Source organism: Aquidulcibacter paucihalophilus, assembly GCF_002105465.1.
In the GTDB taxonomy this organism is placed as follows: domain Bacteria; phylum Pseudomonadota; class Alphaproteobacteria; order Caulobacterales; family Aquidulcibacteraceae; genus Aquidulcibacter; species Aquidulcibacter paucihalophilus.
On record NZ_NCSQ01000150.1, the window covers coordinates 1 to 25,178 of the forward strand.

Below are 25,178 nucleotides of genomic sequence, written 5' to 3' on the forward strand. Positions count from 1 at the left end.
ATAGAAACGGCTGACCTGTCCGAACAAACCGAGCCACCTCAGTTCATAGATATTTGGCCGTTCTGAGCGGCTGGCATCGCGGGTGGTTCTTTTTGTGAGTCGATCTTGAGTTGATGACTGCAATTGTCAGCATGTTATACAATCGGTTTTCATTTTAGCCGGAGCCGAAAAGATGCGGATTAAAGGGTTGGATAAACTTAAGCGATCGCTGGAGGACCTGGCAAAGGCTCTGTCCTCCTTAGACGGTGAGCTTGGTAAAGTGAGCTTTGACCCAAACGACCCGCAAAGCATAGAGTTAGCAATTCAGAATATGGAATCACTTGTTGATGAGCGTGTAGGCAGCTTTGGAAACAATGACGCAGTTCAGAATCTTGTGGACACCTTCAAGGAAGCTAATCGTAGGGCCATCCTGGATTGCGCAGCTGAAGCACGCACGAAGTTGGAGGTCGAAGAGTGAGCATCGAGGCGGCGCTACGCGCGATAAAAGACGCGGTTCTTGATCTTCAAGCTGCTGATTACAACACCTATCAAAGACCTTTGGAACGCCTCTCTCTGGCTTTGGATAGGCCAGAACTGAGGGAAGTCGTTACCAAGCTACGGGCTTGCGCAGATTTTGAAGCCTTTTTGGCCGCGGCGGATCGCAACGAAGGTAGCCTGGGCAGCGGCCAGTTGAAGTGGCCGTCTGATGTCGAGCAGGAATTTGGCTTAGTTGTGCATTTGATAGATCGTGCGGCCCAAGATCCAAATTGGTTCCTCGATTTCGCGCATACATTTTTCTATAGTGGGCGAAAGATTGTTGGTGACATCAGAGCGATTACGAAGGCTGTCATTGTCCCGTTTAATCGCGACTTTGCTGCATACATTGAGGATTTAGCCCCGGTGATAGTAAGCTTGGATGAAAGCGGAGCCACTTCCATCGAAAATGATAAGGAAGAATTGCTCATGGCTCTTTTTAGGTTGAGTGGAGCTGATTTTCGGCGTGCTTCTGTCCACAGTGCCCATAGAAAGCTTTTGCCCGAGTGGGATGAAAATCGCCGTGATCGGGCAATGCAAGGCTTGTTAGATGCTGGCGACATTGTGAATGTAAGAGGGGCTACTTGTTATGTCGACATTTCGTCTGCTGCGCGAAGGCGCTTGGAGTACAAGGAAGCTACTTCTCAGAGTGGACCTGTCTTTAACATTGGCAATTTGACCAATTCCCCTCTGCAGGTGGTCGGTTCAGGGGGCCATGCAACGCAATCAACCACTTATTCAAGTCAGAACCTCAGAGAACTTGTAACATTTTACCGCTCTAATATCGACGAACTCCAGCTTGATGGAAATTCGAGACGAAAGGCGGATGTTCAAATTGCCACGATCGAGGCCCAATTGATGGATGAGCCAGATCCGACGATTATCAAGGCCGCCGGCAAGTCTTTGAAAACAATAATCGAGGGCGCTATTGGTGGCGCTTTGGGAACCGCGATCTCTACTGCACCAATGTGGACTTCCCTCTTCGCGGGCTTCTAATCAGTTATTGGTTGATTTCCTTTAAGAGGTTCAGATACCACGCTTATTGTGGTTGACCGCCAGTTTGCGTGATTTATCACGCACGCAAACTGCGGCTTCGTTAAGAATGTTAGATTCATGTTAGAGAGTTAGCGGCGCTTAAAAGTCTGCATTATTTCAACTGTTTCAACTTGTTAAGCGAATGTGTTGGTGTGCGATATACCGAAAAAGCGTGTGTGATCTACCGATCATAATGTGGGCGTTATACCGATATTTTGTGGGCGTTATACCGATAAGAATGTGTGCGATATACCGTATAGCATTGCGCCTTCTCTCTTATTGGCGTGTGCGATATACCGTATCAGGGATGTTTAGTTTTCGTCTTTCTGACGAGATCGAGCCTCAGTTGCTCCCATTGTGGGGCAGGGGGTCAATATCTGCGTTCTAAGGACGTCCTGCTAGGAGTAGGGGCGTCAATGCTGGGAATATTGCGTGTGCGATATACCGATAAGAAAAAGGGCGTTTTCCTCGAACCTAGTCTTCGTTGTCTGCCTTAGCTTTTCGTGCCCTTTTCGGCTTGCCTATGCCAATTGGCTTACCGTCGCCTTGGTTCGAGGTCTCGAATTTTGGGGTAACGACCACTAGAATTCTGTCGTTCTTAAGATCGCTCATATCGATCCCTTGTTCTGCCATTGCAGCTTCAAGTTCGCCATTTGGATCGCGCGTCATCGTGAAGGTGTAATCTGGGACACCGTCTTTGGCGATTATTGCCTTTAGGTCTCGCTTGAAGAAGCGCAGATCTTGAGCTGTCCCAACCTTCTCGGCCAAACGAACTAAGCCAATGCTCCAATTGGGCTGCCGGCCGCAATGTTTGCGGGCGAGTTGATAGAGGCGCCTTGCCAAGCCACTATGAAGGCGAAAATACTGAGGATTGATCGAAAGAACGCGGCGATCTTGCACAATCGCGCGGTACATCCAGTCACAGAGTTCGACTTCAACACCTCTCATTCGCCGTGTGCCATCTGGTCGAGTATCTTCGATGACCCGCCAGGCCGAAATCCAAGTGAAGCCTCGGCGCTCGGTTGAGTCACCTGCAGCGATTGTCGTCTTTACGGAAGTGGTATTCAATCGCTCCAAAGCGTCGAGAAATAGGGTGTAGGCTTGGAGCCCCTTACCGCGGCCGGTTAGTTTTAGAAAATCGTGTGCAGCAAAGCGAATTTTTCGCTCGAGCGGTAGGCCTCGTCCAAGGCGATCGTTTAGGATGCTCGCGCAATAAATGAGGACATCTCGATCCCATATTGTCGCAATCCCACGTGGTCCAGGGCTCACTTGGATCGAAATCGCCCCGTGATCATAGATCATCGGTTCACGCTGTGGGCGTTTGGTAAGACTGAAGAATGGATGCTCAAGCGTGGCCTGTTCATCGCGCAGAGGCGCATCGATCATGCTGTCCAGGAACAGGTCGATTTGCTCTGAGGCCGCCATTAGTTGTGTCCGTTCTACCGAATCGGGATTAGGGTTAGTGTGTGTGATCTACCGTGCCCGTGTGCGATATACCGTGTCAACCGATTCTGCGGTCTAGGTCACAGAGATCGATGGTTTGATTGGCTGCAACTTGGTAGGCGATCCCAATACGAGTTGGTGCGCGGGCCCGGTCTTTCAGCCATTGGCTGATTAGTTTTAGCCCTTTTTCTTTAGACGGTACGATCAGTTCCTGATACTGGCCTTGAGTGCCAATTCGGCCCCAATGGCGCCGTAAAACCCAAGCGCCAAATAAGTCTTGCCCGAATTCAATTGCATATGCGCGGGCAATGTTTCGGTCGTCATCAATCGCTTGCAGGTCGACGATGCACGACATCATTGGGAAGCTGTCCTTTGTCTTTTGATTGCTCGAATTTCAAGGTGATCGTTGCACGGGACTACGTCGCTTTCGGACGCAGACTCTGCTTTTTCGGGCAAGCGATGGAGCTTTAACGACTGCCTGAGAATCAGATTGTCGTGATTGTCGAAAAATAGCTTGCAATAGTAACGTACCTATAATATTTATGGGTTATGAGTGATCCATTGCCAATGCGGCTGAACGACGCAAATGCAAGACGGCTGTTGCGAGAAATCGCACAAGATAGCTCTAATGTGATCTTTACGGCACACGCTCGTAAGCGAATGAAAGAGAGAAAAATTACCAGCATGCAGGTTTTGGCTTGCTTGCAGGGGGGTGTCGTAACCGAGCCTGTGGCTTTGGACATTCACCAGTGCTGGAAACTTACCCTGACGCACCGCGTTGCGGGCAACAACATGGAGGTAGCGGTGGCGATAGATTTGCCGAAAAGAGCAATCATTATCACCGTGATTTAGGAGACAAAAATGTATCATTATCAAGAATGCGGGCTGCGGAATGTGTGGCTCGTAAACGGCTTTGATATGCACACAACGCCCTACGGCGATGGTGTCTCAATACATGATATTGAGGGCCTACATCGTGCGATTGCTCGTGGCCTGGTCAATAAGGCGGCTAAGCTGACTGGCTCTGAACTGCGCTTTTTGCGCAAAGAAATGGGGCTGAGCCAGGCTAAGCTGGCCTTGATACTTGGCAATGAGGATCAAACCGTTGCTCTGTGGGAAAAGCGAGGCACCCAACCCAAAATAGCTGATCGCTTTGTTCGCGCCTTGTACCGTGAATTTGTTGAAGGCAATGCGCACATCAGGGATATGATAGATTTACTTGTTGATGCGGATCGTGAAGAACGTGAAGAGCGGATCAACTTTGTTCAGGGTAGTCAGGGTTGGAAGGTCGCCGCTTAAGCACCCAGCAGTGCCAAAAGTTCTAACGACGGACACCAAGTCGCCCTCAATGGCGTCTGACAATCCATTTGCCGAACAAATCCTGGCCGAACTCAATTGCGTAGGCGCGCTATATTTCGGTTGCCGTCTATGGCTTGCGGATCGAGTATGCACGACATCATCTGGAGTCTGTCCTTTGCCCTCTTGGCGTTCACAGCTGGTTTGATGATCACACAGGCTTACGTCTGTTTTGGACGCAGGGTAGGATTTTTGGATAATTTGGTGTTGTTTCGCCGGTCTGGTTCGTCCTGCCGCACTCGCGCGCAGAAGATGGGTTGTTCTTCGCAAATTTGCCGCTTGAAAAAACACCATTGTGGTGGTATGGAAATTGATGACTGAGAAGCGTAAGCCCACTTATGACATTGAAGCGGTCAAAGCGACGTTTTCGGCGGTTGATCGTCTAAACGTTACCGGTTCAGCGCTTAGAAGCGCTACATCACTTGGTTTTGGCAGAGCCGACATCGTAGCTATTATTCAGACGATTGAACGGCGGCACTTTTATAAGTCTATGACTTCACATGGCGACCATAGAGTGTGGCAAGATGTGTATCATGTTCCGTCCCGTGAGGGGACATTGTACGTAAAGTTTACGGCTGATGCTGTGGCCGAGTTTTTGCTTTTGTCGTTCAAGGAGAAGGTCGATGAGTAACCCTACCTGTCCCGAAACGGGATCTGTTATGTACCGTGACGTCCGACCGATGACGATCAAGTATAAAGGCCATCAAGTCGAGATACAGATGCCTGGCTGGTATTGCGATGATAGTGACGAAAGTATTCATACCGGTGAGGATCTGAAGGTCTCAGACCGTGCTCTGAATAGGTTAAAGGCCGAAGCAGAAAATCTGCTAGTGCCAGAGACAGTGCGTCGCATTAGACTGCGGCTGGGATTGACCCAAAAGGATGCCGGCCGATTAATTGGTGGTGGGCCGAACGCCTTTCAAAAATATGAGAGCGGAGAGGTTCTCGTCAGCCATGGGGTTACAAGTGCGCTATTGTTGCTTGAACGGGATCCGTCTGGGCTCACAGTTTTAAAAAGGCAGAAGCAGGGTGAGAACGCCGTATAGAGCAACTTCTTTGGCACATCATCCACGGTCGCTTCGATTTGGCATTTGATTTCTGTTGCCGCAGGAATGTTCATAAATTGGCTAGGTGACAGTGATATGGCGGAGCTTCCTGCGCATGGATGTCCTTGATAAACTGGGCTCCGCCAATTCGAATTAATTGATTAAAATCCGCGTCGAAGGTTGAAATTTGGAGATTTCTCTTGGTGTCCAATTGACCGCTCAGCAGGTGTTCTAGCGCGACACGCCGCATTGACTCGGACTGCTGAGGGAATTTGGCGCATCCCTCAACTTGATGAAGGCTGAAGCTTGAATTGCTGCCAAGAATGTCACCGATCTAGTCGGCATTGAGCGTGGCTTCGACTGTGATTGTAAGTCACGTCTAGGCATTCTAAAAAGGGCGAGCAATTGTCTAGGATTATAAAAAAGTTGATGTCCAAGTTTCTGCAGGATCGGGCCTTTGAAATAAGGCGTCCTTAGGTCAACATGAAACGCATGGCACATGAACACAAAGACCCTACCGCGCTTGTGACCCGCCTTCGTCGGATTGAGGGGCAGGTGCGAGGCATTCAGAAGATGTTGGAGGAGGACCGCGACTGCATGGATGTCGTAACTCAAATCCAAGCTGCACGTGCAGCACTTGCAAAGGTGGAAGCCGAAGTTTTGCGCCGGCACATGGAGAGTTGCATAGAGGGTGCGATTGTGGCTGGCGATGCCGAAGCGCAGCGGAAGCTTGTGACCGAGTTAATGACGGCCCTCACCAAATCAATTTAGTATATTGCCAGGTTATCTTGACGTATACCCCCTGTTGGTATATTTGTCGACTAATGAAGGTAATTCGCGCATTCTTGGCTGGCCTCTTGTTAGTGAGTTTGGTTTTTATGCCGCTCGCTGCGAGCGCAGTTTATTTGCCAAACGCGTGCGAAGAGATGCGCCCATGTGCTAGTGGCCAGACTAATCAAGCCAAGCTGGCTGTGGTTAACCTAGACCAATGCGATAATGTATCAGATTCCAAGCAAGAGAAATCACAAGAGGGCCATTGTGGTGCCTGTTGTCTGTCCCACACGAGCGTAACTATCGCTGAAAGTGACCAGCTGCTAACTAACATCGAAAACTGGGCAGTTCTGACAACGCCACAAGCGAAAGCGCCGATCATTGTTACTACCAGAATTTATGGTTTGAAGCGACCGCCGCGAGCCTGATCTATCCGACTACTGCCTGGCTGACGTTGTGTCAGCCGGGACCACGGATCGTGATCAGGAGACCCTTCCAATGAATTCCCAAAACTATGAGCGCCGACGGCGGAAGTCTGTCTTTGCGCCCTTGTCTCTCGCCTATGTGGTTATGACGCCCCTTGCGGTGACAGGTGCCGCACAAGCACAAGAAATTAGTGGCGCGAATGAAGCCATGCCAACGCGCTGGTCAACGCTGCTTGATGCGGCTGTCGCACGTCGCGCGGCAGATGCGGACGCTGTTGCGCTGCGTGGATCAGCCGATGCGCGCCGCGCTCTCTCGGCCCGCCAGTTTGCTGGACCGCTAGAAGCTGATGCAAGTGCACGGCAAGATCAAATCGGTTCCGGTACAGGCTATTTTGAAGTTGAGGGCGGGATCAGTGCCGCTCTGTGGCGACGGGGCGAGCGCGACGCATTGCGCGGTGAGGCGGATGCCTTGGCAGCCCGTGCTGGGGCCGAACTTGACGTGGTTCGCCTCGAGCTAGCTGGTGAATTGCGCACGGCTTGGTGGGAGTTGGCCCGAGCGGTTGCTGACGTTCGCGTTGGCCGCGAGCAAGTAGAATTTGCCCAAACTTTAGTTGCTAATACCAAGCGCTTGGAAGCCGCAGGGGAGCAGGCACGTCTTGATCTTCTGCAAGCCGAGGCAGCACTGGCAATGAGCGAGCAAGATTTGGCACAGGCCATGGGTCGGGAAAGGCAGGCCCGCGCTCAGATGACTGGCTTGGTAGGCTTTGTTCCAGCCCAACTGACCGTTGAGATTGTGGGCGCGGCGCAAATTGATGATCACCCGCTCGTGCGGGTGGCTTTGGCAGAAGCTGACCAACTTGCCCGCCAAGCCCGCTTTGCCCGGCTAAAGGCTGAGCCAGCTTGGCGCGTGGGGCTTGATTTGCGGTCTGAGCGCGATGGGCGCGGCTTGGACACACGGACTTCAACTGGCTTAAAGCTTTCACGAGCTTTAGGACGCGACCCGTCGGCAGGGGCAGAAGCTGCCAGTCTTGAAGCCGAAGCAACTGCGGCGCGTTCAAAGGCCGCAGCGGTCCGTTTCTCGCTTGAAACCTTGCAGGAGCAAGCAATTGCCAATCTCACAGCCGCGCGCGCGAGCCTTAAGGCCCAAGAAGCACGCCGGGCTATCAGTATCGAAGCCCTAGCTCTTACCGAGCGTGGCTGGCGCGAAGGCGAACTCCCCTTCTTAGAGCTCTTACGAGCCCGGGCTGCGGCTTCAGAAGCTTCACTTGCTGCCGCGCAAGCTCGTGTGGCCGTAGAGGCCGCAATCTCCTCTTTCAATCAGGCGCAAGGCCTGCTCCCTCAGGACCAAACATCATGATCAACCCAAGAAGCCTTAAAAGCCGCTTGTCTGCCCTCGGGCTAATGACAGCGATCACCTTGCCTGTCCCGCTATGGGCAGGTCCGGGCCATGACCATGGCACCGAAGCGGCCACTGCATCGGTTGCGGCACCGACTTCCCCTCGCTTTGAGGCGGTCTCGGACCGATTTGAAGTCGTTGGACGCCTTGATGGGGAAAACTTGCGTCTTTGGGTCGATGATTGGGCGACCAATGCACCGATCGAAGGTACGTCGGTAAATCTGACGATTGGGCCGCGTAAAGCTCTCGCAAAAGCTGACGTCGATGGCACCTATGTGCTTCCTTTCCCAGAGCATGACACGCCAGGCACTTATCCTGTGACAATCTCATTGCGCGGTGCGGGGGAGCCTGCGCTTTTGGGCGCATCCCTAGTAATCGATGATAGTGCAGGGCACGCTCATGCTGAGGAAGGCCTGCCGCTTGGCCTGATGTTCGGCGGTGCAGCACTTCTTTTGGGTGTTGCGGGCGGTGCTTTATTTTTGGTGCGCCGCAAACGAGCGGGGTTGGCCCTTGTTGCCTTTGGATTGCTGGCTGGCAGCTGGACATTAGTGACTGGAACGCCGAGCGAGCTCGTAGCTGGTCCTGGTCATGGTGATGAAGGCCATACCGACGTGGCAGGTGATGTGCCGGATAATCGAGCCATGCGTCTTGCAGATGGCGATATCGTCGCGCCGAAACCGATGCAGCGCTTGATCGGGCTTCGAACCATTCTGGCTGGAAATTCGGCAGAGGGTTCTGCATTGCAATTAAACGGGGTGGTGATTGCAGACCCGAATGGCTCTGGTGTGGTGCAAGCGAGCAGTGTCGGCCGTGTCTCAGGCCAATTGCCAGCCCTTGGCCAAAGAGTTGTGAAGGGACAAGTTCTTGCCCTTGTCAGCCCTGCATTGGATGCGGATGTCTCCTTGATTACGGCACGTGGCGCGGCTGAAACAGCACTCGCCGAAGCAGAGCTCGCGGCAGGCCCAAGCGGGTTTGCGGCAGAAGCCGCCGAACTGGCCCAAGCGCGCAGTCGTTTGGATCGCTTAACCCGGCTTGAAGGGGTTGTACCTAACCGCGAGATTGCTGAAGCCAGAACGGCAGTGGATGCCGCTGCCGCGCGGCTAAATCTCGCAAAAGCCCAAGCCGCTGCGCGTCTGCGCACGGCGCGTACTGAGGCGAGCCGCCTACGCCAAGCGGGCTCAAATGCGGAGGTGCTTCGTGCGCCGGTCTCTGGCGTGATCAGCGCTGTCTCTGTCGCGCAGGGCCAAGTGATCAATCCCGGCCAAACCGCATTCACCATCACCAACCCAGACCAATTGCTCGTGGAGGCACGCGCTCCATCGGGCAAGTCAGGCCCCTTGGCGGCAACAGGTTCTGCCCGCACCAGCGATGGTCGAAATCTTTTACTTATCCGCCAGGGCGAAGGCTTGGCGATGGTCGATGGCGCAGCACCGCTCCGCTTCAAAATAGATGGGCCAAGCAGCTTGCGTGTGGGAGAGCCTGTGATGGTCTTCATCACCGGAAGCGAACAAACCGCAGGTGTGGCTCTGCCGCGTGATGCTGTGGTGAAGGGGGCGAATGGCCAGACCATGGTCTTTTTGAAACAAGCCGCAGAGCAGTTTCAGCCAACCCCGGTTACAATAACCGATTTAGATGCAAACCGCGTCATCGCCACATCCGGCATAAAGGCTGGAACTCGGGTCGCGACCACTGGCGCACCGCTTCTTGAGCAGGTGCGATGAGCCATGTTTGACTTTCTTGTTGCTACCTCACTTCGAAATCGCGTGCTGGTGCTGTTCGCCTCGCTCGCACTTATCCTATTTGGCATCCTCGCCACCATGCGACTGCCGGTCGACGTCTTGCCCGATCTCAACAAGCCGACGGTCACGATCATGACAGAAGCAGGCGGGATGGCACCGCCCGAAGTCGAAGCCCAAATCACCCAGCCACTTGAAAACGCCATGAGTGGCATACCCGGCGTGTCGCGTGTACGATCGGTAACCGGTGTAGGCCTCTCGATGGTCTATGTTGAGTTTGGCTGGGATGCAGAAATTTTCCGGGCGCGCCAACAGGTTTCCGAGCGGCTTGCCTTAGCAAAAGAGACCATGGCCGACCTCGATCATACTCCACAAATGGGGCCTGTCACCTCCATCATGGGCGAGATTTTGCTGGTGGCCATTCCTTATGGCGACGCTGACCCTATGGCTGCTCGCGAAGTGGCAGACTTTCAGATCCGACCTCGCTTACTGACCATTCCAGGTGTCGCACAAGTGATCCCTATTGGCGGCCAGGTGCGACAATTCCGCATTTCGCCGAATGCGGCTCGCATGGGTCAATTGTTCGTCAGTTTGGAGGCCATCGAACGCGCCGCGCAAGGTTTTGCCTCAAATACGGGTGGCGGCTTTATTGATCAGGGTGGTCGAGAATTTGTCGTACGCGCTTTATCACGCACGGCGCGGGTTGAGGACTTGGGCTCTATTTCAGTTACCACACGCACCGGCGGCATTGTCCGACTAGACCAAGTGGCTGACGTTGAGTTTGCAGCGCGCTTCCGGCGCGGTGATGCAGGGTTTGCGGGTAAGCCTGCCGTCATCATTGGCATTCAAAAGCAACCTGGTGCCGACACTGTGGCTGTGACCAAGAGCGTCGAGGCGGCGCTGACAGAGTTAAACAAGACCCTGCCAAAGGGCGTGACCGCAACCCAAGTTCAGATGCGCCAAGCGGACTTTATTGAAGCCTCGCTGGGTACTTTGCAGAAAGTGATCATTGAAGCCGGCCTCGTGGTTGCGGTGATCTTGTTTTTATTCCTACTTAATGTTCGTACGACAGCCATCAGTCTGGCAGCCTTGCCAATGTCGATCCTAATCACGGCCCTCGTGTTTTCTGCCTTCGGCCTTTCCATAAACACGATGACTTTAGGGGGTCTGGCTATTGCTGTTGGTGAATTGGTTGATGATGCCGTCGTTGGGGTAGAAAATGTCTACCGACGCCTCAAGGAAAATCGCGCCCTGCCAGCGCCTTTGCCCGCGGTAACTGTCATCGCGCGCGCGACGGGCGAGGTCCGTTCGGGCATTGTCTATGCTACAATGATCATCATTCTGGTGTTTTTGCCTTTATTCTTCTTGTCGGGCATTGAAGGGCGGTTGTTCCAGCCTTTGGGCATGGCTTATGTGGTTTCGATTTTGGCAAGCTTGCTGGTGTCGATCACCCTGACACCAGTTCTGTGCTATTACCTTCTACCCACTATGAAAACCTTGCCAGTCGAGCATGATAGCTGGCTGGTCGTACGTCTTAAGCGGGCCAATCAAAGCCTTCTCGAATGGGGGTTCCAGCAGGTAAGGCCTGTCCTGATTGGGGCGACATTGGCCGGGTTTGTTGCCATTGGCGGCGCATTGATGTTGCCGCGTGCTTTCCTGCCAGCCTTTAATGAGAGCACCCTTCTTGTTGGTTTGACCTTACAGCCCGGCGTAAGTCTTGCCGACAGCGCACGTATGGGTGCGGCAGCTGAGCGGCTCATTAGCGCAATCCCCGGGGTTGAAAGTGTCAGTCGAAGAACCGGGCGCGCGGAGCTGGATGAGCATGCCGAAGGCGTTCATTCAAATGAATTAGATGTGCGGCTTGACCCCAACTTGTCATCTAAAGGACGCGATCAAGTTGCCGCTGACATTCGTCGAGCCCTTGGCCCCATTCCAGCCAGCGTTGGTATTGGCGGTCCGTTGGCGCACCGAATTGACCATATGCTTTCCGGCGTTGCCTCCCCGGTTGCCGTAAAAATATATGGCGAGGACATGGAAGCAGCTCGCCGTTCGGCGGATGCCTTGCAGGCGCGGATGGTCGGCATCGAAGGACTGGTTGATGCGCGGGTCGAGAAGATCGTCCGTGTGCCGCAGCTTGAAGTGATCGTCGATTATCAACGCGCTGCCCTTTATGGGGCCAACCCCGCTGAAGTAACGCGCTCTGTTGAAGCTCTATCCGGCGGTCAAACGGTCTCTAGGATCATTGATGGAGTACGCCGTTTTGACGTAGTGATCCGCTTACCAGAAGGTGCTCGCACGACCCAAGCCTTGTCAGAGCTTTTGATCGAGACACCGAGCGGGATAATTCCGCTCTCCCAAATCGCGACGGTTCGCGAAACCGATGGACCGAACCAGATCAATCGGGAAAACGGCAAGCGGCGGATTGTCGTGCAAGCCAATCTGGCACCGGGTGCCAATCTTTCGGCAATCACTAAGGAGATCCGAGCAGCAATGGAGGCTGTGCCTGCGCCAACGGGTGGCTTTTACGCACTTGAAGGGCAGTTTGAGGCACAAGCTGAAGCCACCGCGACCATCGGGGGGCTGACACTGGTGTCCTTCACCCTCATCTTCGCCTTGTTATATAGCCGATACCGGTCGGTCGCGCTGGCCATGATTGTGATGGGGGGGGTGCCGATGGCGATGATCGGCTCCGTCATCGCGCTTTGGCTCTTTGGCCTACCGCTCTCAGTTGCGAGTCTCATCGGCTTTATTGCACTAACTGGGATTGCTGCGCGCAATGGCATCCTAAAGATTAGCCATTATCTCAATCTGGTTGTCTATGAGGGCGAGACATTTGGCGATGCCATGATAATCCGCGGCACGTTAGAGCGCCTGACGCCTGTTCTCATGACGGCCCTATCCGCAGGCCTCGCTCTCATCCCGCTTATAATTGGGGCAGGCGAACCCGGAAAAGAGATCTTGCATCCTGTAGCAGTAACCATCTTCGGGGGGCTTATTTCTGCAACCCTGCTGGATGCGCTTGTCACACCGATTTTGTTCAAATTGTTTGGTCAAAAGCCGCTTGAACAATTGGTCTTGGCCCAAAAAGATGGGCAATTAAAGGAGACGTTCTAATGAAACAGACAGCAAAACTAACCGCTGGAATCTGTGCTTTGGCCTTGCTGGCTGCTTGTGGCGGCGGCGGCGCAGACAAAGCTGAGTCCAAGTCTGATGTCTCTGCGACAGCGAGCTCTGTAAGTGAAACCAAGGGTCAGCCAACCATGTCTGTTGCGGCGGCTGCGACCCCTGTACCGGGCCAGGCAGTTCGCTTAACTTTGACCCTAACAGGCGCGGATGGCAAACCCCTCGGCCCCGATGACATCGCAACTCAGCACGAGCACAAGGTCCATGTCATGATCGTGGATAGCGCGCTGGAGGATTACACCCATGTCCATGGTGAGCCAGGCGCGCAGCCCGGACAGTGGACGGTCAGCTTTACCCCGAAATATCCCCGTCAATATCGCGTTTGGGCGGACTTTAAGCGCGCAAGCAAAGAGCAAGACGGGCACGCTCATGACCATGGCAAAAGTGACCATGGTGATGAAGGTCACAGTCATGACAAAGCAGGCCATGATCATGGTGAAGGAAGCCATGGCCAAGAAGATGCAGACGCCCATAACCTTACGCCTTCCGTCACCCTAAACGTGGGCGCAGACAAAGGTCCCGAGGTTGCAGCGACCCAAACACTTTCCACCAAGGTCGACGGCTATACCCTGACCCTGTCGCTTGGCGGCGCGCTCGCGGCTGACGCACACACGCCAGCTACGCTGACAGTTGCCGATGGAACCGGGGCTCCGCTTGACTCGTTAGAACCGCTTATGGGGGCCTATGCCCATTTGGTTGGCTTCTCGGCCGATGGCACGACGATGGTGCATGGTCATCCTGAGGGTGCAGAACCAAAGGATGCGACGGCACGCGGCGGGCCTGCATTAGCTTTTGAATTGCACCCAAGCGTTGCCGGACCGCACCGTGTGTTCGTGCAAGTAAAGATCGGCGGCAAGGTAATCACTGCGCCGTTTACGTTAGTGGTCGCGAACTAGTTGGTACTTTTAATTCAGGTCGCGGCCGGCACAAGAAGGAATGAGATATGGGGAAGATCGAAACAACTACACAAACGTCCTCATTCGGGAAGGTGCAAGCTATAACTTTCGGATTTTGGGTGTTCCAGCAGCGATCCGTGCCGGTTTCGCAGTCCCTCTCGCGTTTTCTGGCGACATCACCACGACAGCGATGCTTTACGACGTCTCGATTTGGCTCCTCGCTAGAATGGGTGCAGACGCATGATCTGCCAAAAAATAAGAGTTCTTGCTCATGATGGCCGCTACAGTCTCGATGATCACATTAGCCTTAACATGGGCATATCTCCTGACTTTCTTAGCTCTGACAATGAGGGCAAGCCGGGTCGCGGGACGCGGCGTCGACTATTTTTCTAGGCCAGTGGGATCCCAACGTTGGACAGCACTTTTATTCAAGTTCGGCTTTATCGGGAGCGGTGCTTGGGGTCTAGTTGGGATCCTTTATCCAAATTTATGGCCACAGTTGCCAGATAGCCTTGGATGGTACGCATGGTTAGGTCTGGGCTTCATGTTGGTTGGTGCTTTCATCGCCGTGGGAGCTCAGCTCCAAATGGCTGGATCTTGGCGGATTGGTGCCGTTGAAGGAACACTTGGAGCCCTCGTAACCGGCGGATTTTTCGCGCTATCGCGCAATCCCGTGTTTGTCGGGCAAATGACCCTCTTTCTTGGACTTGCAATGTTTCAGCTGGACCCGGTGCAGGTCATCTTATCCGCTTGTGTTTGGATCGCCGCGATTTGGCAGGTGCGTATTGAAGAACCTGTTTTGGTAAGAAGCCTTGGCCAAGCGTATCAAGCTTACGCTACCCAAACCCCGCGATGGCTCGGCTTTATAAAGGGATCAAAGCGATGAGGGAGGATCACAGCCATGAAAATCATGCTGGTCATAATCATGGTGCTCATGGCCATGCTCACAGCCCAGCCAGCTACGATGGGGCCTTCGCTTTTGGGATTGGCCTTAATGTCTGCTTTGTCTTGGTCGAGCTTGGCGTGGGCCTATCGATCAATTCGCTCGCGCTCATCGCAGACGCGGGTCATAATGCGACCGATGTGCTAGGTCTCTTGTTGGCTTGGGGGGCAACAGCACTCGGTCGACTTCAGCCGAAAGGGCGCTTCACCTTCGGCTTTGGTCAGGCCACTATTCTGGCATCTCTTGTGAATGCGTTGCTCATCTTGGTTGCTGCAGGCGTGATCGGCTGGGAAGCGATCCACCGATTTGCAAACCCAAGCCCGCCTAATGGCATATTGGTGATGGTGGTAGCGGCCATTGGTGTTGCGATCAATCTTGGTACCGCTTGGCTGTTCTCGCGGGGAAGAAAGACCGACATTAATATTGAAGGCGCTTTCCTCCACATGCTGTGGGATGGCCTAGTCTCCTTGTCGGTCATCCTGGCAGGTGCAGCCATTTTGCTGACCGGGCAAGCTTGGATTGATCCAGCGATCAGTCTTGTCGTGGTTGCCGTTATGGTTGCAGGGACGTGGCATTTACTCGTGGCTTCTTCAAATCTTTCGCTTGGTGCAAGCCCAGCTGGAATTGACTTAGCCGTTGTTAAAGCTTGGCTTGCCAGTCGTCCGGGGGTTGCTTCCGTTCATGATCTTCATGTTTGGCCGCTTTCGACCACGCAAGCAGCTCTATCTGCCCATCTTGTCATGCCTAAAGGTCATCCTGGGGATCTAGCACTTGCCACTTTCGCGCATGAACTCGACGAGAAATACGGTCTCAGCCATGTCACCCTGCAAGTCGAGTTAGGTGACGGAGCGAATTGTTCGCAGTCTTCCCATGGCCAATAAAAAGAAAAAGGAACACCCGTTTCCAAGGGCCATCTGGCTTTGGCCAACGCGGTGGCTGGAACAAACCATGTTTGGCAATTTCCAATATGGCTCTGCCCAAAACAAAAGGCCCTATACATTGCCTATTTTCACACACGGAAGGACAATCAATATGTCAAAAATACTTGTTCAAAGCGCTATTTTGTTAACGCTGTTTGGCCCGCTTTCATCTTGGGCGGGCGAGCCGGTTTCGCCAAAGATAGAAGATGCAATTCTGTCTGCGCCAAAGGCATTAGAACTGGCCAGTCAATGTCGAGCTGAAGCCCGACAAAAGCACAATCTGGGCGTCTTCCCTAGGAAACAATCAAGAAATAGTGCTGTTTTACGCCGGCACTCGATTGCACTTGTTGAGTTTTGTGATGCATTTGAAGGTAAGCCCAGCAATGAATTTTGGAATGTAATCTCACCATCTAATGACCCAAGTGATCGCCCAAGGGACTTTTTAAGCGCTTGTCTATCGGAGGCAAATGGTGGCCGTCGGACCGTGTTTAAGCCGAGCCGACGACATATTGAGCGTATGGCATCTATTTGCAGAGAAATGTCAGGGAAATTGCCAAGTGAATGATTTGCGCCTTAGATTTGAATTACGAGCGTAAAGCGAGCGATTGACGTCGGACTTCGCGGCGAATCAACTGAGCATGAGGCTGGGGTGCATCAGACCAGTAATTGTCGGTGCTCGGCGGCATTAGAAACCGAATTACATTGGCCATCCATACCCAGACCACGCAGCTGGCCCACTAGATCGTTGCAGCCTATCTTACAAAATATCGATTTTGTGAGAGGGGCCCGTATCATCAGTTAGCTAATGATTGGGCCAAAGAATTGGGGCAATCATTAGAATCTGAGGTTGAAAATTTTGAATTCGCCCCCATCTGCAAACTTGATTGAAGCATACTTACCGAGCATGGGAGATTCCTCTTGAAGTTGATTAAGGCGCACGCGACTAACTATCGCAACATCATTGATGCAGACCCTGTTGATATTGGCCAGACTACCTGTCTGGTTGGGAAGAACGAGGCAGGAAAGTCGGCATTTTTGAAGGCCCTTGAGGGCATTCGTTCTACTGATCCGAAGTACGACGAATATGGCAAAATAACCAATTATCCGCGGCGCTTGTTATCCGAGTACGATTCTCAGCACAGCGAAAGTGAAGCTTTGGTCATGCGTACCAAGTGGAAGCTCGAGCGTGCTGACGTCGATGCTATTTCTGCGATCTTTGGTGAGGGTGCATTGAGTGGTGACGAGGTAGTGGTCACTAAGCGCTACGAACAAACTACAGCCACTTGGGAAGTGCCTCTGGCTGAGGAGGCAGCATTGAGCCATCTGGTCCAGAAGCACAAACTAACTCCAGAAGACCAAGTTGTCTTGGGTACCGCCTCGAAAGCTCAAAAGGCCGCGGAAGCGCTTGAAACATTAGCGAGTCGGACCGTGCCACAACAAGCGCTACTCGATGAGATCAAGACCTTTCGGGATAAGTCGGCACGTCTAAAGGCTATAGACATTCTTCACGCGCGGATGCCGAAGTTTATGTACTTCTCCCATTATGATCGGATGAGTGGTGAGCTCTCGATCAATAAATTGAACCAAGACAAGCAGAGCGGTCGACCGGTTGCAAACGGCGATCAAGTCTTCCTCGATTTTTTAGAGTATGCGGGCACCACTTTAGACGATTTGTTGGAAACCACCCAATTCGAAGAGCTAAATGCCAAGTGCGAAGCCGCCGCTCTAAAGATTACGGATCAGATATTCGACTATTGGACCCAGAATGACGAGCTTAAGATTAAGGTCGTGTTGTCTGAAGGAAAGTCAGGAGATCCAGCGCCATTTAACGTTGGCCCTGTAGCTCGTGCCCGAGTGGAAAACAGCCTTCATGGTGTTACTGTTCCGTTCTCAGAACGCTCGGCGGGTTTTATTTGGTTTTTTTCATTTCTAGTCAAATTTGCTCAAATCAAGAAGAGTCAAGGCAACGTAATTTTGCTGCTTGATGAGCCAGGTTTGACGCTTCATGGTACCGCCCAGCTTGATCTCTTGCGCTACTTTTACAAAGAGATCGCACCTCATCATCAGGTCATTTGGTCTACTCATTCCCCTTTTATGGTCCCAGCAGATGACCTAGCGTCAGTGCGGACGGTCGAGGATGTCGTAAAGCTCGACGATCGCGGCAGAAGGAGATCTATAGGAACTAAGATTAGGTCTGACGTTCTTACAACTGATCCCCAGACTAATTTTCCGATCTTCGGGGCTATGGGCTTCGAAGTTACACAAACGCTATTTATCGGCAAAAACACGCTTCTTGTCGAGGGACCCAGCGACGTACTCTATTTGCAGGCAGCTTCCACTGCCCTAAAAGCGGCCGGCCGGACTTATCTCGCACCACATTGGGCTATTTGCCCTTCGGGCGGGATCGACAAAGTGCTTCCATTCGTTCGATTGTTTTATGGCAACAAGCTAAACATTGGCGTCCTTACCGATTTCGAACGTGGGCAGAAGAGGAAGCTCGAGGACTTGCATCGAGCTGCGCTGCTCGACAAAGAACGTATCATTCTTGCGACAGAGATTGCCGGCAAGGAAGAGGCCGATATCGAGGATTTTTTCGACCCCTTCTTTTTCGTCGAGCTAGTCAACAAAACTTACTCGCTCACTGGCGAGAATGAACTGACGGTCGAAAAGCTCGAGGCTGCGGACCTTGGCACAGAACGCCTAGTAAAGAAGGCTGAAGCCTATTTCCGAGTTCTGCCGCCGGAAATTCCTGAGTTTAGCCACTTCGACCCATCGATGTATCTGCTGCAAAACCCGAAGATGCTAGCGAATAAGAATAAGGCTGTTCAAGAGACCTTGAACCGCTTTGAGGCGGCGTTTGATCGAATTTCGAAGTTCGTCTAACTATCTTTGGTACTTATTTTGGGTGTAGGCGCCTCTGGCGGCCGTTCAAATTAAAGCGAAGGAAGCGCCCCATGAATCTCGTCGAGTATGAAAATGGGGGCCGCGTCCTTTATGCCGACTTTGCCGAAGCCGTAGCAGCAATCCTTCGAGCTGCGGTTGCAGAACAAAAAGATCTGAGGCTGCAGAACATTCAATACCGCGCCAAGGACGTCAGCTCATTGCGTGCTAAGCTGGCAAAGTTCGAGGCTCAAGCAGAATTGGAAATTAGTGATATCGCTAAAGATATCGCCGGATGCCGCCTGATCTTTTACACCAATGGTGATGTATATCGATTTAGGCAGAGTCGTATTTTACACGAGAATTTTACCGTCGATAAACAGCGCTCGAAAATGCATTACCCAGATAGCAAGGAAGACGGAGCCGAGTTCTTCATCTCAGAAAACTGGGTGGTGACACTAAGTGAGCCGCGAGAGGCGCTTCCTGAATATCGTCGGTTCGCTGGGTTGCGTTGCGAGATCCAAGTCCAGACGATTCTTGACCATGCGTGGGCGGAAATGGCTCACGATACAATCTACAAACCGATGTTGGACAAAGGGTTTGGTGCTGCAAAGGTAGAGGCGATGCGCAAGCGGCTGCGGAAGACAATGCAAGACTTCCTTCAGCCGGCGGGTTACGAGTTCGACAAGATTGCAAGCGACTATGGGAAGTTGCGCGATGGTAAGGCAATGTTCGACGAGGACGCCCTTGGGCTGATCCGTGCCTGCGATAATCGCAATCGCCTCGATGAAGCCGTTGAGAAATTCGCGAATTATGTGTTGCCCAATTATGACGACTATATAGCGGCCGCCCCAGAGATAATCGACACGTTATCTGATGCCGTAATCCGGGCTCCTACGATGCCGGACGTACCACAAAAAAGCTATCTCAGTGAGTATCCCGGAACAAAGAGCGACGCCGTTGTCAGTAGGATTTGCAGCATTCTCGAGAGTGGTTATCTCCTGTATGCCTGCCCTGGGCGGATGTTCAATGCGCTGATCGCGATGCGAGATGCCATGACAACTGAGGAAGAGCGCAAGCCTATCGACAATCTGACTAAGCGCCTAGCACAACATGACCGGTCCGTTTGGCAAAAGGTTGGACCAGCGGTTCAACGAATGTTGGTCGATTGCATCACAGAGCTTGAAGATACGATGCTGGTTACCGCGGCACCGATTGCTACCATCATCTTGCGCGAAGTGCTGTCTAGCTCGGTAACTGGGACAAGTTGGCAGGCGGACACAGTGACGTTCCACAGCGGCTCAGTTCTAGTAACCGAGGAATTGAGGGCAACGCGTCATGACGCTCTACAGATTTTCAAGCGTTTGCACTCTCTGTTGACTGAAAATAGCGAGCGCTCGAAAGTTCGAAGAGCTATGTTTGTAGCAGGCGATACCCCCAATATGGGAGCCTATAGCGATCTTCTTGTCCAAGTGATTTTGGAGGATCTAGCAGATGTAATAGGATTCTTCACCGGAGCACTGCCCAGCCTTGATCTCGAGTCGAAGCGTCAGGTCGAAGTGGAATTATACCGCAAATTTCGTAAGTATCACGCATTGCCGCCGAATATGACCGATAAGCCCGAACTGGTTGCTCGACAAACTGAGTTGATTGATCGGATTCTTGCTTGTCACGCTGCGCTTGAAATTGATCCTGACCTGAGCTGCTATCGTCTACTTGTTGGCTTCGATAGTGTTACACCTTTGATGTGGTCGAAAGACCAATTTACGGTTTCAGAGGTCAGAGACGAACGCACTCTAGCGATCGCGGGCCTAGTGGCGAGCGTTAATACAACGAACGCGGACGAATGGCTTGCTCGAATAGACAGGTTTGTCGAGACCCAAAGCGAAGATCGGGGAACCTTTTCTGGCTTGCAGGAGTTTTTAAAAGGGCTTGCCGAGGCGCAACCGGGCATATTACTCAAATGGATGCAGCAACTTAGTGATCGGCTCGCATTCTGGGTTCCGGACATGTTGCTTGGCATGGTGGATGCGGGTCAAATTGCTGTCGTCGATCCGTTGATCGAAACTTGGATTACTGAAGGCAAGCATCTCTCATCGATAGCCTGGTATCTCCAGTTCACAAGCAAATTCAGATTCGAATTCATAAAAGCCATCAAAGCAAAGGGCATAGCGGCAGGCGACGAGCTAATCATCCACAACGTTACACTTGCCGCCGCGCGGCAGTCTGACAAAAATTCGATTAGGATGTTCGAAGAGATATTCTTGCCGGCTGCTCAGTGGTTGTCGTCTCGCGGATATTTCGGCTGGGTTGGCCATATAGGAAACTGGGATCAGTTGGGGCTCCTCAAAGGCCTGTCGATTGAACAGGTCGAGCCATTGCTCGAGTTATTGATCAAGATGCCCCGCCTGGGCACGGCTGGCGAAGCTTTGCTGGCTGTAGTTGCGGGAGACCACCTAGACGCCGTGATAGATCTCGTTGGCCGGCGCTTTTTAGAGGGGCGTGCTACAAGAGACGCTAAATACGAGGACTTGCCTTATCAACTCTATTATCTCCGTGCACCGCTAGCCGCCGCACCGCTTGAAATCGTCACCGCCGCAAGGGGCTGGTTTGAGACTAACCCAAGTTCTTTCAGGTTCGGAGGTGCGCGATTGATCGCAGAATTGTTCCCTAATCTCGAGGAACCGATTGAACAACTACTGCGTGACCAAATCGCAGAAGGCCGGGAAGGGATTGAGTTTGTCTTGTCAGTGCTTCTTGCATTTGAAGGGCAGCAATTCCTTCACACTCTGCTACGTTTGATCGTCGGTTTGCTTCCTGCCGACGACGAACTGCTGGGAGTGGTTGATATTGTAATCAATAGGAGTGGCGTTCTTCTTGGCGAATATGGCAGTGTCGAAGCACAACAGTCACGTAAAGCACTAGTAGCGGAGTGGGAGACAGACGAAAGTGAAGCGGTCCGCAATTATGCCGCAAGCTTCGTTAGGTCAGCTGAAAACCAGCTCGCCTTGGAACGACGCAGAGCCGACCGCTCAATCGGACTGGGAGAAATCGCTTATGAGACATAGTTTACGTCCCACCATGATAGGGGTGGCCATCTTTAATCGGCGCTGAAACCTTCAGCCGACCAATCTCTCGCTCGCTCATGCCTACTGCCGTCATAACGATCCCCCACGGCCTAATCGCCAAGGGGAGACGTGCAATCAGTGTGACACATCTACTTTGCTAAAGGGTGACATTATCGCTTTGCGCGTACAGCTCAGATTCGCATAATGTTAATTATGGGACAAATTGTGAAATCTTAGGAAGAGTTGTTGGCTTGTTGATACGGTCCGAACACTTCCGCTCCGTCACTTCGGATAAACTAGAAACAAGCTACTAAGCGCCTAGACAATTCAACAAGATTTTAAACATTCATGGGCGAACCATTGCACGGCCAAGTGTGGTTTTGGTGCCGAGCTGCTCAAGATCTAAGCACGCATGACTAACTTGATCCTGATACTGACACTGTCACGTTTTCGAAAGCTGCGCCATATTTCAATTCATCCCATGCGATAAATAGGTTACGATCTAGCCCGACCTGGGAGCAATCGAAGTGACTGATATTTCTGATTACAACGCTGTCACTCTCCTCATTGGCATTTGCATCTGGACAATCGGACTGATGGCCGCGACCATTTGGGCAGCCATTAGCTCAAGGGAATAGGACTTCACGCAAAGAAGAAGAACCACCATTCAGGAGGTCTGTTCTTATGCCAAGTTGCCCATGAAGCCACCCATTTTGTTGAGTGATCGAACGATTCCGGCGATTTTTGGGATATTGGACTGCTGGCGGTATGCTGGCAAAGCGCTGGCGGTGTGCTGGCAAATTGCTGGCCGTGTGCCAGCAAAGTGCTGGCTGTATGCTGGCAAAGTGCTGGCCGTGTGCCAGCAAAGTGCTGGCTGTATGCCATTTTCTAAAATTAAGGACGAATCCATATTAAAAACATTATTCTTTTCAGCTGCCTGCAAGGCCCTGCATGGAGTGCGTTACGTACGACCACGAAGCCCAAAGGGCGCAGGAATTGTGATTGGGTCTGGACCCTCTGGTTTGGATTTTTCTGAGAAGATTTTTGGTCTCGTTACTGCTTTCTCGCTTATCCAGAACCTGCATCAACTTGTTCAAGTGTTTCTTAGCGGGTGCAATGGTTGGCATTGGCCAGATGATGCTCCTGCCTATGGCTCCGTTGGGAGCCGGCAGGATGACGCAGTAACTTCTCAAGCTGATAGGTTATCGCTTTTGGAGGCTGATTTAGTCTTTAAAGGAGCCTCCTGCCCGCTTGCATAGACAAGCTTGCGGGCAAGAGAGGCCCGCACAGAGAAGGCATCCCCTTTGAAACTAATCGGCAAGCGAGCCTGCGCCTCGGCCTCATGGCTTGTGAGGCGCGGGCTAAATCGCTTTTGAAGCGCAAAGACCTGCTCGCATCTGCTACCGCGATCACCTTGATCCTGACTGCCATAAGCCCTGACCGGAACTCCCACAAGGCGGTCGAAGGTACCTCTCAAAGCAGCCATAGGCGCGATAATTCATGGCAATTCATGAGATGCACTAAGATTAACCTATTTTTCGTGTAATATCAGTTGGATACCGCAATAAATTCTTCCCTTTATCTTGCCTCTCCTTCTCTCAAATCTCCTCTGTTCCCCTTATGACCCCGCTTAGAAAGAGATCACCACAAAACGAAACACATTGGGGGAATGAAGGCTCACAATTCAGGTGTGGACAATCTAACGGCCATTAGCCCTATTGTGGGCCCGGCTAATTCAAGAAACTGGCTACGGCCCCTGCAATTAAACCAATCCCGAGCGCCAGCATTGTTCCAAAATTAGCGGGTGCGCAAAGAACCGAGCACTGATCGCCGATCTTGCCAGTGTGGCCCCGACGATCGCTAGGGTTATGATCGTGACGGATGGATAGCGCATTCGGCAATGGGCGCATGGTTCTTGACGGCTGATCATTCAAGTTTGCCTGATTGTGTTGGTGAGTTCAACTTTAGTGCTGCCGGTTTTTGGGCGGGTTTGGCAAAGAGCCCCCTGCCCGCGTCACTGTCCAAACCGTGAGGCCATCAATCATAACTGGGCCGCCAAAGGCAATTAGCGCCCGCGTCAATGCCATTGCCGTTCTAACGGCTTCAGCTTTAGCCCTAGACCAAATAACGTCTCAGAAGTCATTTATGGGGCTCCGAGCGCCGATTGCCTATCCGCGAGCCTAAACTGCCAATAACGGCCTGAGCTATAGGCGCAGCTGATAATGCCCGGCAACCGCGCTTATATAGCTCTCCCCTCACTTTCTGGCCTTACCGGCATTGCTTGAAAGTGAGGCAGGCTTGATGATGGCAATTCTTGAATGAGGCCCCAGGGATGTAAGTCGTTTTCTGTATCGCGCGGCAAGATATAAGGGCCCAAGTCGTCGGTTGGTTTATCTTATTGATAATATGTGATTTTAGACAATTTATCTTCCACCCTCGATGACTTGCTTTAAGTCGTCCATTTTTAGGCGAAGTAAGTTGTCGTAATTCGTCGCTTTAGAGGCCCGAACGGGGCACTTTTGGTGGCAATATGGCTAGCTTGGCGATGCTTTGCTGATCAGGAGACTTGCTCTTGTTTTGGCCGGGTTTGGCCGATTGCGGATGGTCTGGTTTGGAGGGCAATATGTCAAAGTCGGACCTATTCCCTTAGCACATCAACTGGTCGCGACTGAAAGTGGGCAGAGTATGATGCGATCCCGCGGCCCGTTGAAATTGGGTATCAACAATTACGGCGATAGAGGACTTTGCTGTGTTCGACATTTATCTCATCCGTCATGGAGAAACAGAGTGGAACGTGGAGGGTCGCTCTCAAGGCAAACTTGATTCCTCCTTGACAAAAACTGGAGTTTCACAAGCTGAAGCAATTGCGAGAAAACTAGCAGACTTGAACATTCAAGCGGACGCTTTCCTGACAAGCCCTCTTGGGCGAACCCGCCAAACGGCTTCAATAATCGCAAACCACCTGAAACTTCCGGACCTGAAGTTCGATGAACGCCTCGCTGAGGTGTCTGTTGGCTCATGGGATGGCTTAACGCACTATGACATCGACGCTCAATGGCCTCGAGTGCTGGATGGCTCCACTCACTTCGATTGGTTTTTCAGGTCGCCAGATGGCGAAAGCTACGAGATGGCGGTTCAACGGGCAAAGAGCTGGTTGGACAATACTTCAGGTGTTGTTTTGGCTGTATCCCATGGCCTCATTGGAAGAATTATTCGCGGCGCCTACCTCAGTCTACCGAAAATTGAAGTGATTAGCTTACCAGTTCCCCAGGACGTGATTTGGCGATTATCTGGCGGAAAGATTGAACGAATTGCCTTAGAATGAACTAATCAACGAGTCTATTTCGATGTGGTTTTGAACCGCTAAACTGTATTTCGCTACAGAGTTGCATGAACCGATCTCGCGCTTAAGCACCCGCAATATTGCTAGAAAATCTGTAGAACTCTTCGAATTCCGCAATGTTTCGGTGAGCACATGTCTGCTTTGGCGGCTCGGGCACCACCTGTTAAACGACAATTCATGGCGGATATTGTTGAAAAACTAGAAGTTTAGACGAGATTGGGTGC

20 protein-coding genes are annotated in these 25,178 nt (G+C 52.3%); 18 read left to right on the plus strand and 2 right to left on the minus strand.

What is annotated here, in order from left to right:
- Window positions 1–172 precede the first annotated feature (172 nt).
- Together B7364_RS10200 and B7364_RS10205 are read left to right on the plus strand one after the other, a co-directional pair.
- Entirely contained in the window at window positions 173–457 is a 285-nt protein-coding gene (locus tag B7364_RS10200; protein ID WP_085339925.1) for a hypothetical protein, read from the plus strand.
- A gap of 167 nt (window positions 458–624) precedes the next feature.
- Complete coding sequence (locus B7364_RS10205; RefSeq protein WP_157893634.1) at window positions 625–1,509, plus strand: hypothetical protein; 885 nt, start codon at window positions 625–627, stop codon at window positions 1,507–1,509.
- A 513-nt stretch (window positions 1,510–2,022) separates the two neighbouring features.
- Here B7364_RS10205 and B7364_RS10210 read toward each other — a convergent pair.
- Window positions 2,023–2,973 carry a replication initiator protein A gene (locus B7364_RS10210; RefSeq protein WP_085339927.1) on the minus strand — a complete coding sequence of 317 codons (951 nt, stop codon included), beginning with the start codon at window positions 2,971–2,973 and terminating at the stop codon, window positions 2,023–2,025.
- 76 nt (window positions 2,974–3,049) lie between these two features.
- Entirely contained in the window at window positions 3,050–3,349 is a 300-nt protein-coding gene (locus tag B7364_RS10215) for a WGR domain-containing protein (RefSeq protein WP_085339928.1), read from the minus strand.
- Window positions 3,350–3,540: 191 nt separating this feature from the next.
- On the opposite strand from B7364_RS10215, the gene B7364_RS10220 reads away from it, so the two are divergent.
- The 16 genes from B7364_RS10220 (at window position 3,541) to B7364_RS10320 (ending at window position 24,936) form a co-directional block, all read left to right on the plus strand.
- Entirely contained in the window at window positions 3,541–3,843 is a 303-nt protein-coding gene (locus B7364_RS10220) for a DUF4258 domain-containing protein (protein WP_085339929.1), read from the plus strand.
- Between the two features lie 9 nt (window positions 3,844–3,852).
- Complete coding sequence (locus B7364_RS10225; RefSeq protein ID WP_085339930.1) at window positions 3,853–4,290, plus strand: helix-turn-helix domain-containing protein; 438 nt, start codon at window positions 3,853–3,855, stop codon at window positions 4,288–4,290.
- A 370-nt stretch (window positions 4,291–4,660) separates the two neighbouring features.
- On the plus strand, window positions 4,661–4,978 hold the full coding sequence (locus B7364_RS10235) for a type II toxin-antitoxin system MqsR family toxin (protein ID WP_085339932.1): 318 nt from the start codon (window positions 4,661–4,663) through the stop codon (window positions 4,976–4,978).
- Window positions 4,971–5,393 carry a type II toxin-antitoxin system MqsA family antitoxin gene (locus tag B7364_RS10240; RefSeq protein WP_085339933.1) on the plus strand — a complete coding sequence of 141 codons (423 nt, stop codon included), beginning with the start codon at window positions 4,971–4,973 and terminating at the stop codon, window positions 5,391–5,393. Before B7364_RS10235 ends, B7364_RS10240 begins: the two co-directional genes overlap by 8 nt.
- A gap of 483 nt (window positions 5,394–5,876) precedes the next feature.
- Window positions 5,877–6,164 carry a metal-sensitive transcriptional regulator gene (locus B7364_RS10250; RefSeq protein WP_232780874.1) on the plus strand — a complete coding sequence of 96 codons (288 nt, stop codon included), beginning with the start codon at window positions 5,877–5,879 and terminating at the stop codon, window positions 6,162–6,164.
- A gap of 498 nt (window positions 6,165–6,662) precedes the next feature.
- Window positions 6,663–7,946 carry a TolC family protein gene (locus B7364_RS10260; RefSeq protein WP_085339936.1) on the plus strand — a complete coding sequence of 428 codons (1,284 nt, stop codon included), beginning with the start codon at window positions 6,663–6,665 and terminating at the stop codon, window positions 7,944–7,946.
- The gene (locus tag B7364_RS10265) at window positions 7,943–9,706 is read left to right on the plus strand and encodes an efflux RND transporter periplasmic adaptor subunit (protein WP_085339937.1); all 1,764 of its coding nucleotides are present in this window, start codon (window positions 7,943–7,945) and stop codon (window positions 9,704–9,706) included. The genes B7364_RS10260 and B7364_RS10265 overlap by 4 nt, the downstream gene beginning before the upstream one ends.
- A 3-nt stretch (window positions 9,707–9,709) precedes the next feature.
- Entirely contained in the window at window positions 9,710–12,835 is a 3,126-nt protein-coding gene (locus B7364_RS10270) for an efflux RND transporter permease subunit (RefSeq protein ID WP_085339938.1), read from the plus strand.
- On the plus strand, window positions 12,835–13,800 hold the full coding sequence (locus B7364_RS10275; RefSeq protein WP_085339939.1) for a hypothetical protein: 966 nt from the start codon (window positions 12,835–12,837) through the stop codon (window positions 13,798–13,800). The genes B7364_RS10270 and B7364_RS10275 overlap by 1 nt, the downstream gene beginning before the upstream one ends.
- A gap of 292 nt (window positions 13,801–14,092) precedes the next feature.
- Entirely contained in the window at window positions 14,093–14,686 is a 594-nt protein-coding gene (locus B7364_RS10285) for a methyltransferase family protein (protein WP_198534189.1), read from the plus strand.
- Window positions 14,683–15,624, plus strand: coding sequence for a cation diffusion facilitator family transporter (locus tag B7364_RS10290; protein ID WP_085339942.1), 942 nt, complete (start codon window positions 14,683–14,685; stop codon window positions 15,622–15,624). Before B7364_RS10285 ends, B7364_RS10290 begins: the two co-directional genes overlap by 4 nt.
- A 67-nt stretch (window positions 15,625–15,691) precedes the next feature.
- Window positions 15,692–16,228 carry a hypothetical protein gene (locus tag B7364_RS10295; protein ID WP_157893636.1) on the plus strand — a complete coding sequence of 179 codons (537 nt, stop codon included), beginning with the start codon at window positions 15,692–15,694 and terminating at the stop codon, window positions 16,226–16,228.
- A 353-nt stretch (window positions 16,229–16,581) separates the two neighbouring features.
- A complete protein-coding gene (locus B7364_RS10300; RefSeq protein WP_085339944.1) occupies window positions 16,582–18,546 on the plus strand; it encodes an ATP-dependent nuclease in 1,965 nt (654 codons plus the stop codon).
- Between the two features lie 71 nt (window positions 18,547–18,617).
- Window positions 18,618–21,611, plus strand: a complete 2,994-nt coding sequence (locus B7364_RS10305; RefSeq protein ID WP_085339945.1) for a RelA/SpoT domain-containing protein — start codon at window positions 18,618–18,620, stop codon at window positions 21,609–21,611.
- Between the two features lie 698 nt (window positions 21,612–22,309).
- Window positions 22,310–22,870 carry a hypothetical protein gene (locus B7364_RS10310; protein ID WP_085339946.1) on the plus strand — a complete coding sequence of 187 codons (561 nt, stop codon included), beginning with the start codon at window positions 22,310–22,312 and terminating at the stop codon, window positions 22,868–22,870.
- Between the two features lie 1,490 nt (window positions 22,871–24,360).
- Window positions 24,361–24,936, plus strand: coding sequence for a histidine phosphatase family protein (locus B7364_RS10320; RefSeq protein ID WP_106407611.1), 576 nt, complete (start codon window positions 24,361–24,363; stop codon window positions 24,934–24,936).
- The last annotated feature ends 242 nt before the right edge of the window (window positions 24,937–25,178 follow it).

What these genes read in the sequence shown, in the direction of transcription:
- B7364_RS10200 (WP_085339925.1), top strand. Translation starts at nt 173, where the DNA reads ATGCGGATTAAAGGGTTGGATAAACTTAAGCGATCGCTGGAGGACCTG.
- B7364_RS10210 (WP_085339927.1), bottom strand. Translation starts at nt 2,973, where the DNA reads ATGGCGGCCTCAGAGCAAATCGACCTGTTCCTGGACAGCATGATCGAT.
- B7364_RS10215 (WP_085339928.1), bottom strand. Translation starts at nt 3,349, where the DNA reads ATGATGTCGTGCATCGTCGACCTGCAAGCGATTGATGACGACCGAAAC.
- B7364_RS10220 (WP_085339929.1), top strand. Translation starts at nt 3,541, where the DNA reads ATGAGTGATCCATTGCCAATGCGGCTGAACGACGCAAATGCAAGACGG.
- B7364_RS10225 (WP_085339930.1), top strand. Translation starts at nt 3,853, where the DNA reads ATGTATCATTATCAAGAATGCGGGCTGCGGAATGTGTGGCTCGTAAAC.
- B7364_RS10235 (WP_085339932.1), top strand. Translation starts at nt 4,661, where the DNA reads ATGACTGAGAAGCGTAAGCCCACTTATGACATTGAAGCGGTCAAAGCG.
- B7364_RS10240 (WP_085339933.1), top strand. Translation starts at nt 4,971, where the DNA reads ATGAGTAACCCTACCTGTCCCGAAACGGGATCTGTTATGTACCGTGAC.
- B7364_RS10250 (WP_232780874.1), top strand. Translation starts at nt 5,877, where the DNA reads ATGAAACGCATGGCACATGAACACAAAGACCCTACCGCGCTTGTGACC.
- B7364_RS10260 (WP_085339936.1), top strand. Translation starts at nt 6,663, where the DNA reads ATGAATTCCCAAAACTATGAGCGCCGACGGCGGAAGTCTGTCTTTGCG.
- B7364_RS10265 (WP_085339937.1), top strand. Translation starts at nt 7,943, where the DNA reads ATGATCAACCCAAGAAGCCTTAAAAGCCGCTTGTCTGCCCTCGGGCTA.
- B7364_RS10270 (WP_085339938.1), top strand. Translation starts at nt 9,710, where the DNA reads ATGTTTGACTTTCTTGTTGCTACCTCACTTCGAAATCGCGTGCTGGTG.
- B7364_RS10275 (WP_085339939.1), top strand. Translation starts at nt 12,835, where the DNA reads ATGAAACAGACAGCAAAACTAACCGCTGGAATCTGTGCTTTGGCCTTG.
- B7364_RS10285 (WP_198534189.1), top strand. Translation starts at nt 14,093, where the DNA reads ATGATCACATTAGCCTTAACATGGGCATATCTCCTGACTTTCTTAGCT.
- B7364_RS10290 (WP_085339942.1), top strand. Translation starts at nt 14,683, where the DNA reads ATGAGGGAGGATCACAGCCATGAAAATCATGCTGGTCATAATCATGGT.
- B7364_RS10295 (WP_157893636.1), top strand. Translation starts at nt 15,692, where the DNA reads ATGTTTGGCAATTTCCAATATGGCTCTGCCCAAAACAAAAGGCCCTAT.
- B7364_RS10305 (WP_085339945.1), top strand. Translation starts at nt 18,618, where the DNA reads ATGAATCTCGTCGAGTATGAAAATGGGGGCCGCGTCCTTTATGCCGAC.
- B7364_RS10310 (WP_085339946.1), top strand. Translation starts at nt 22,310, where the DNA reads ATGAAGCCACCCATTTTGTTGAGTGATCGAACGATTCCGGCGATTTTT.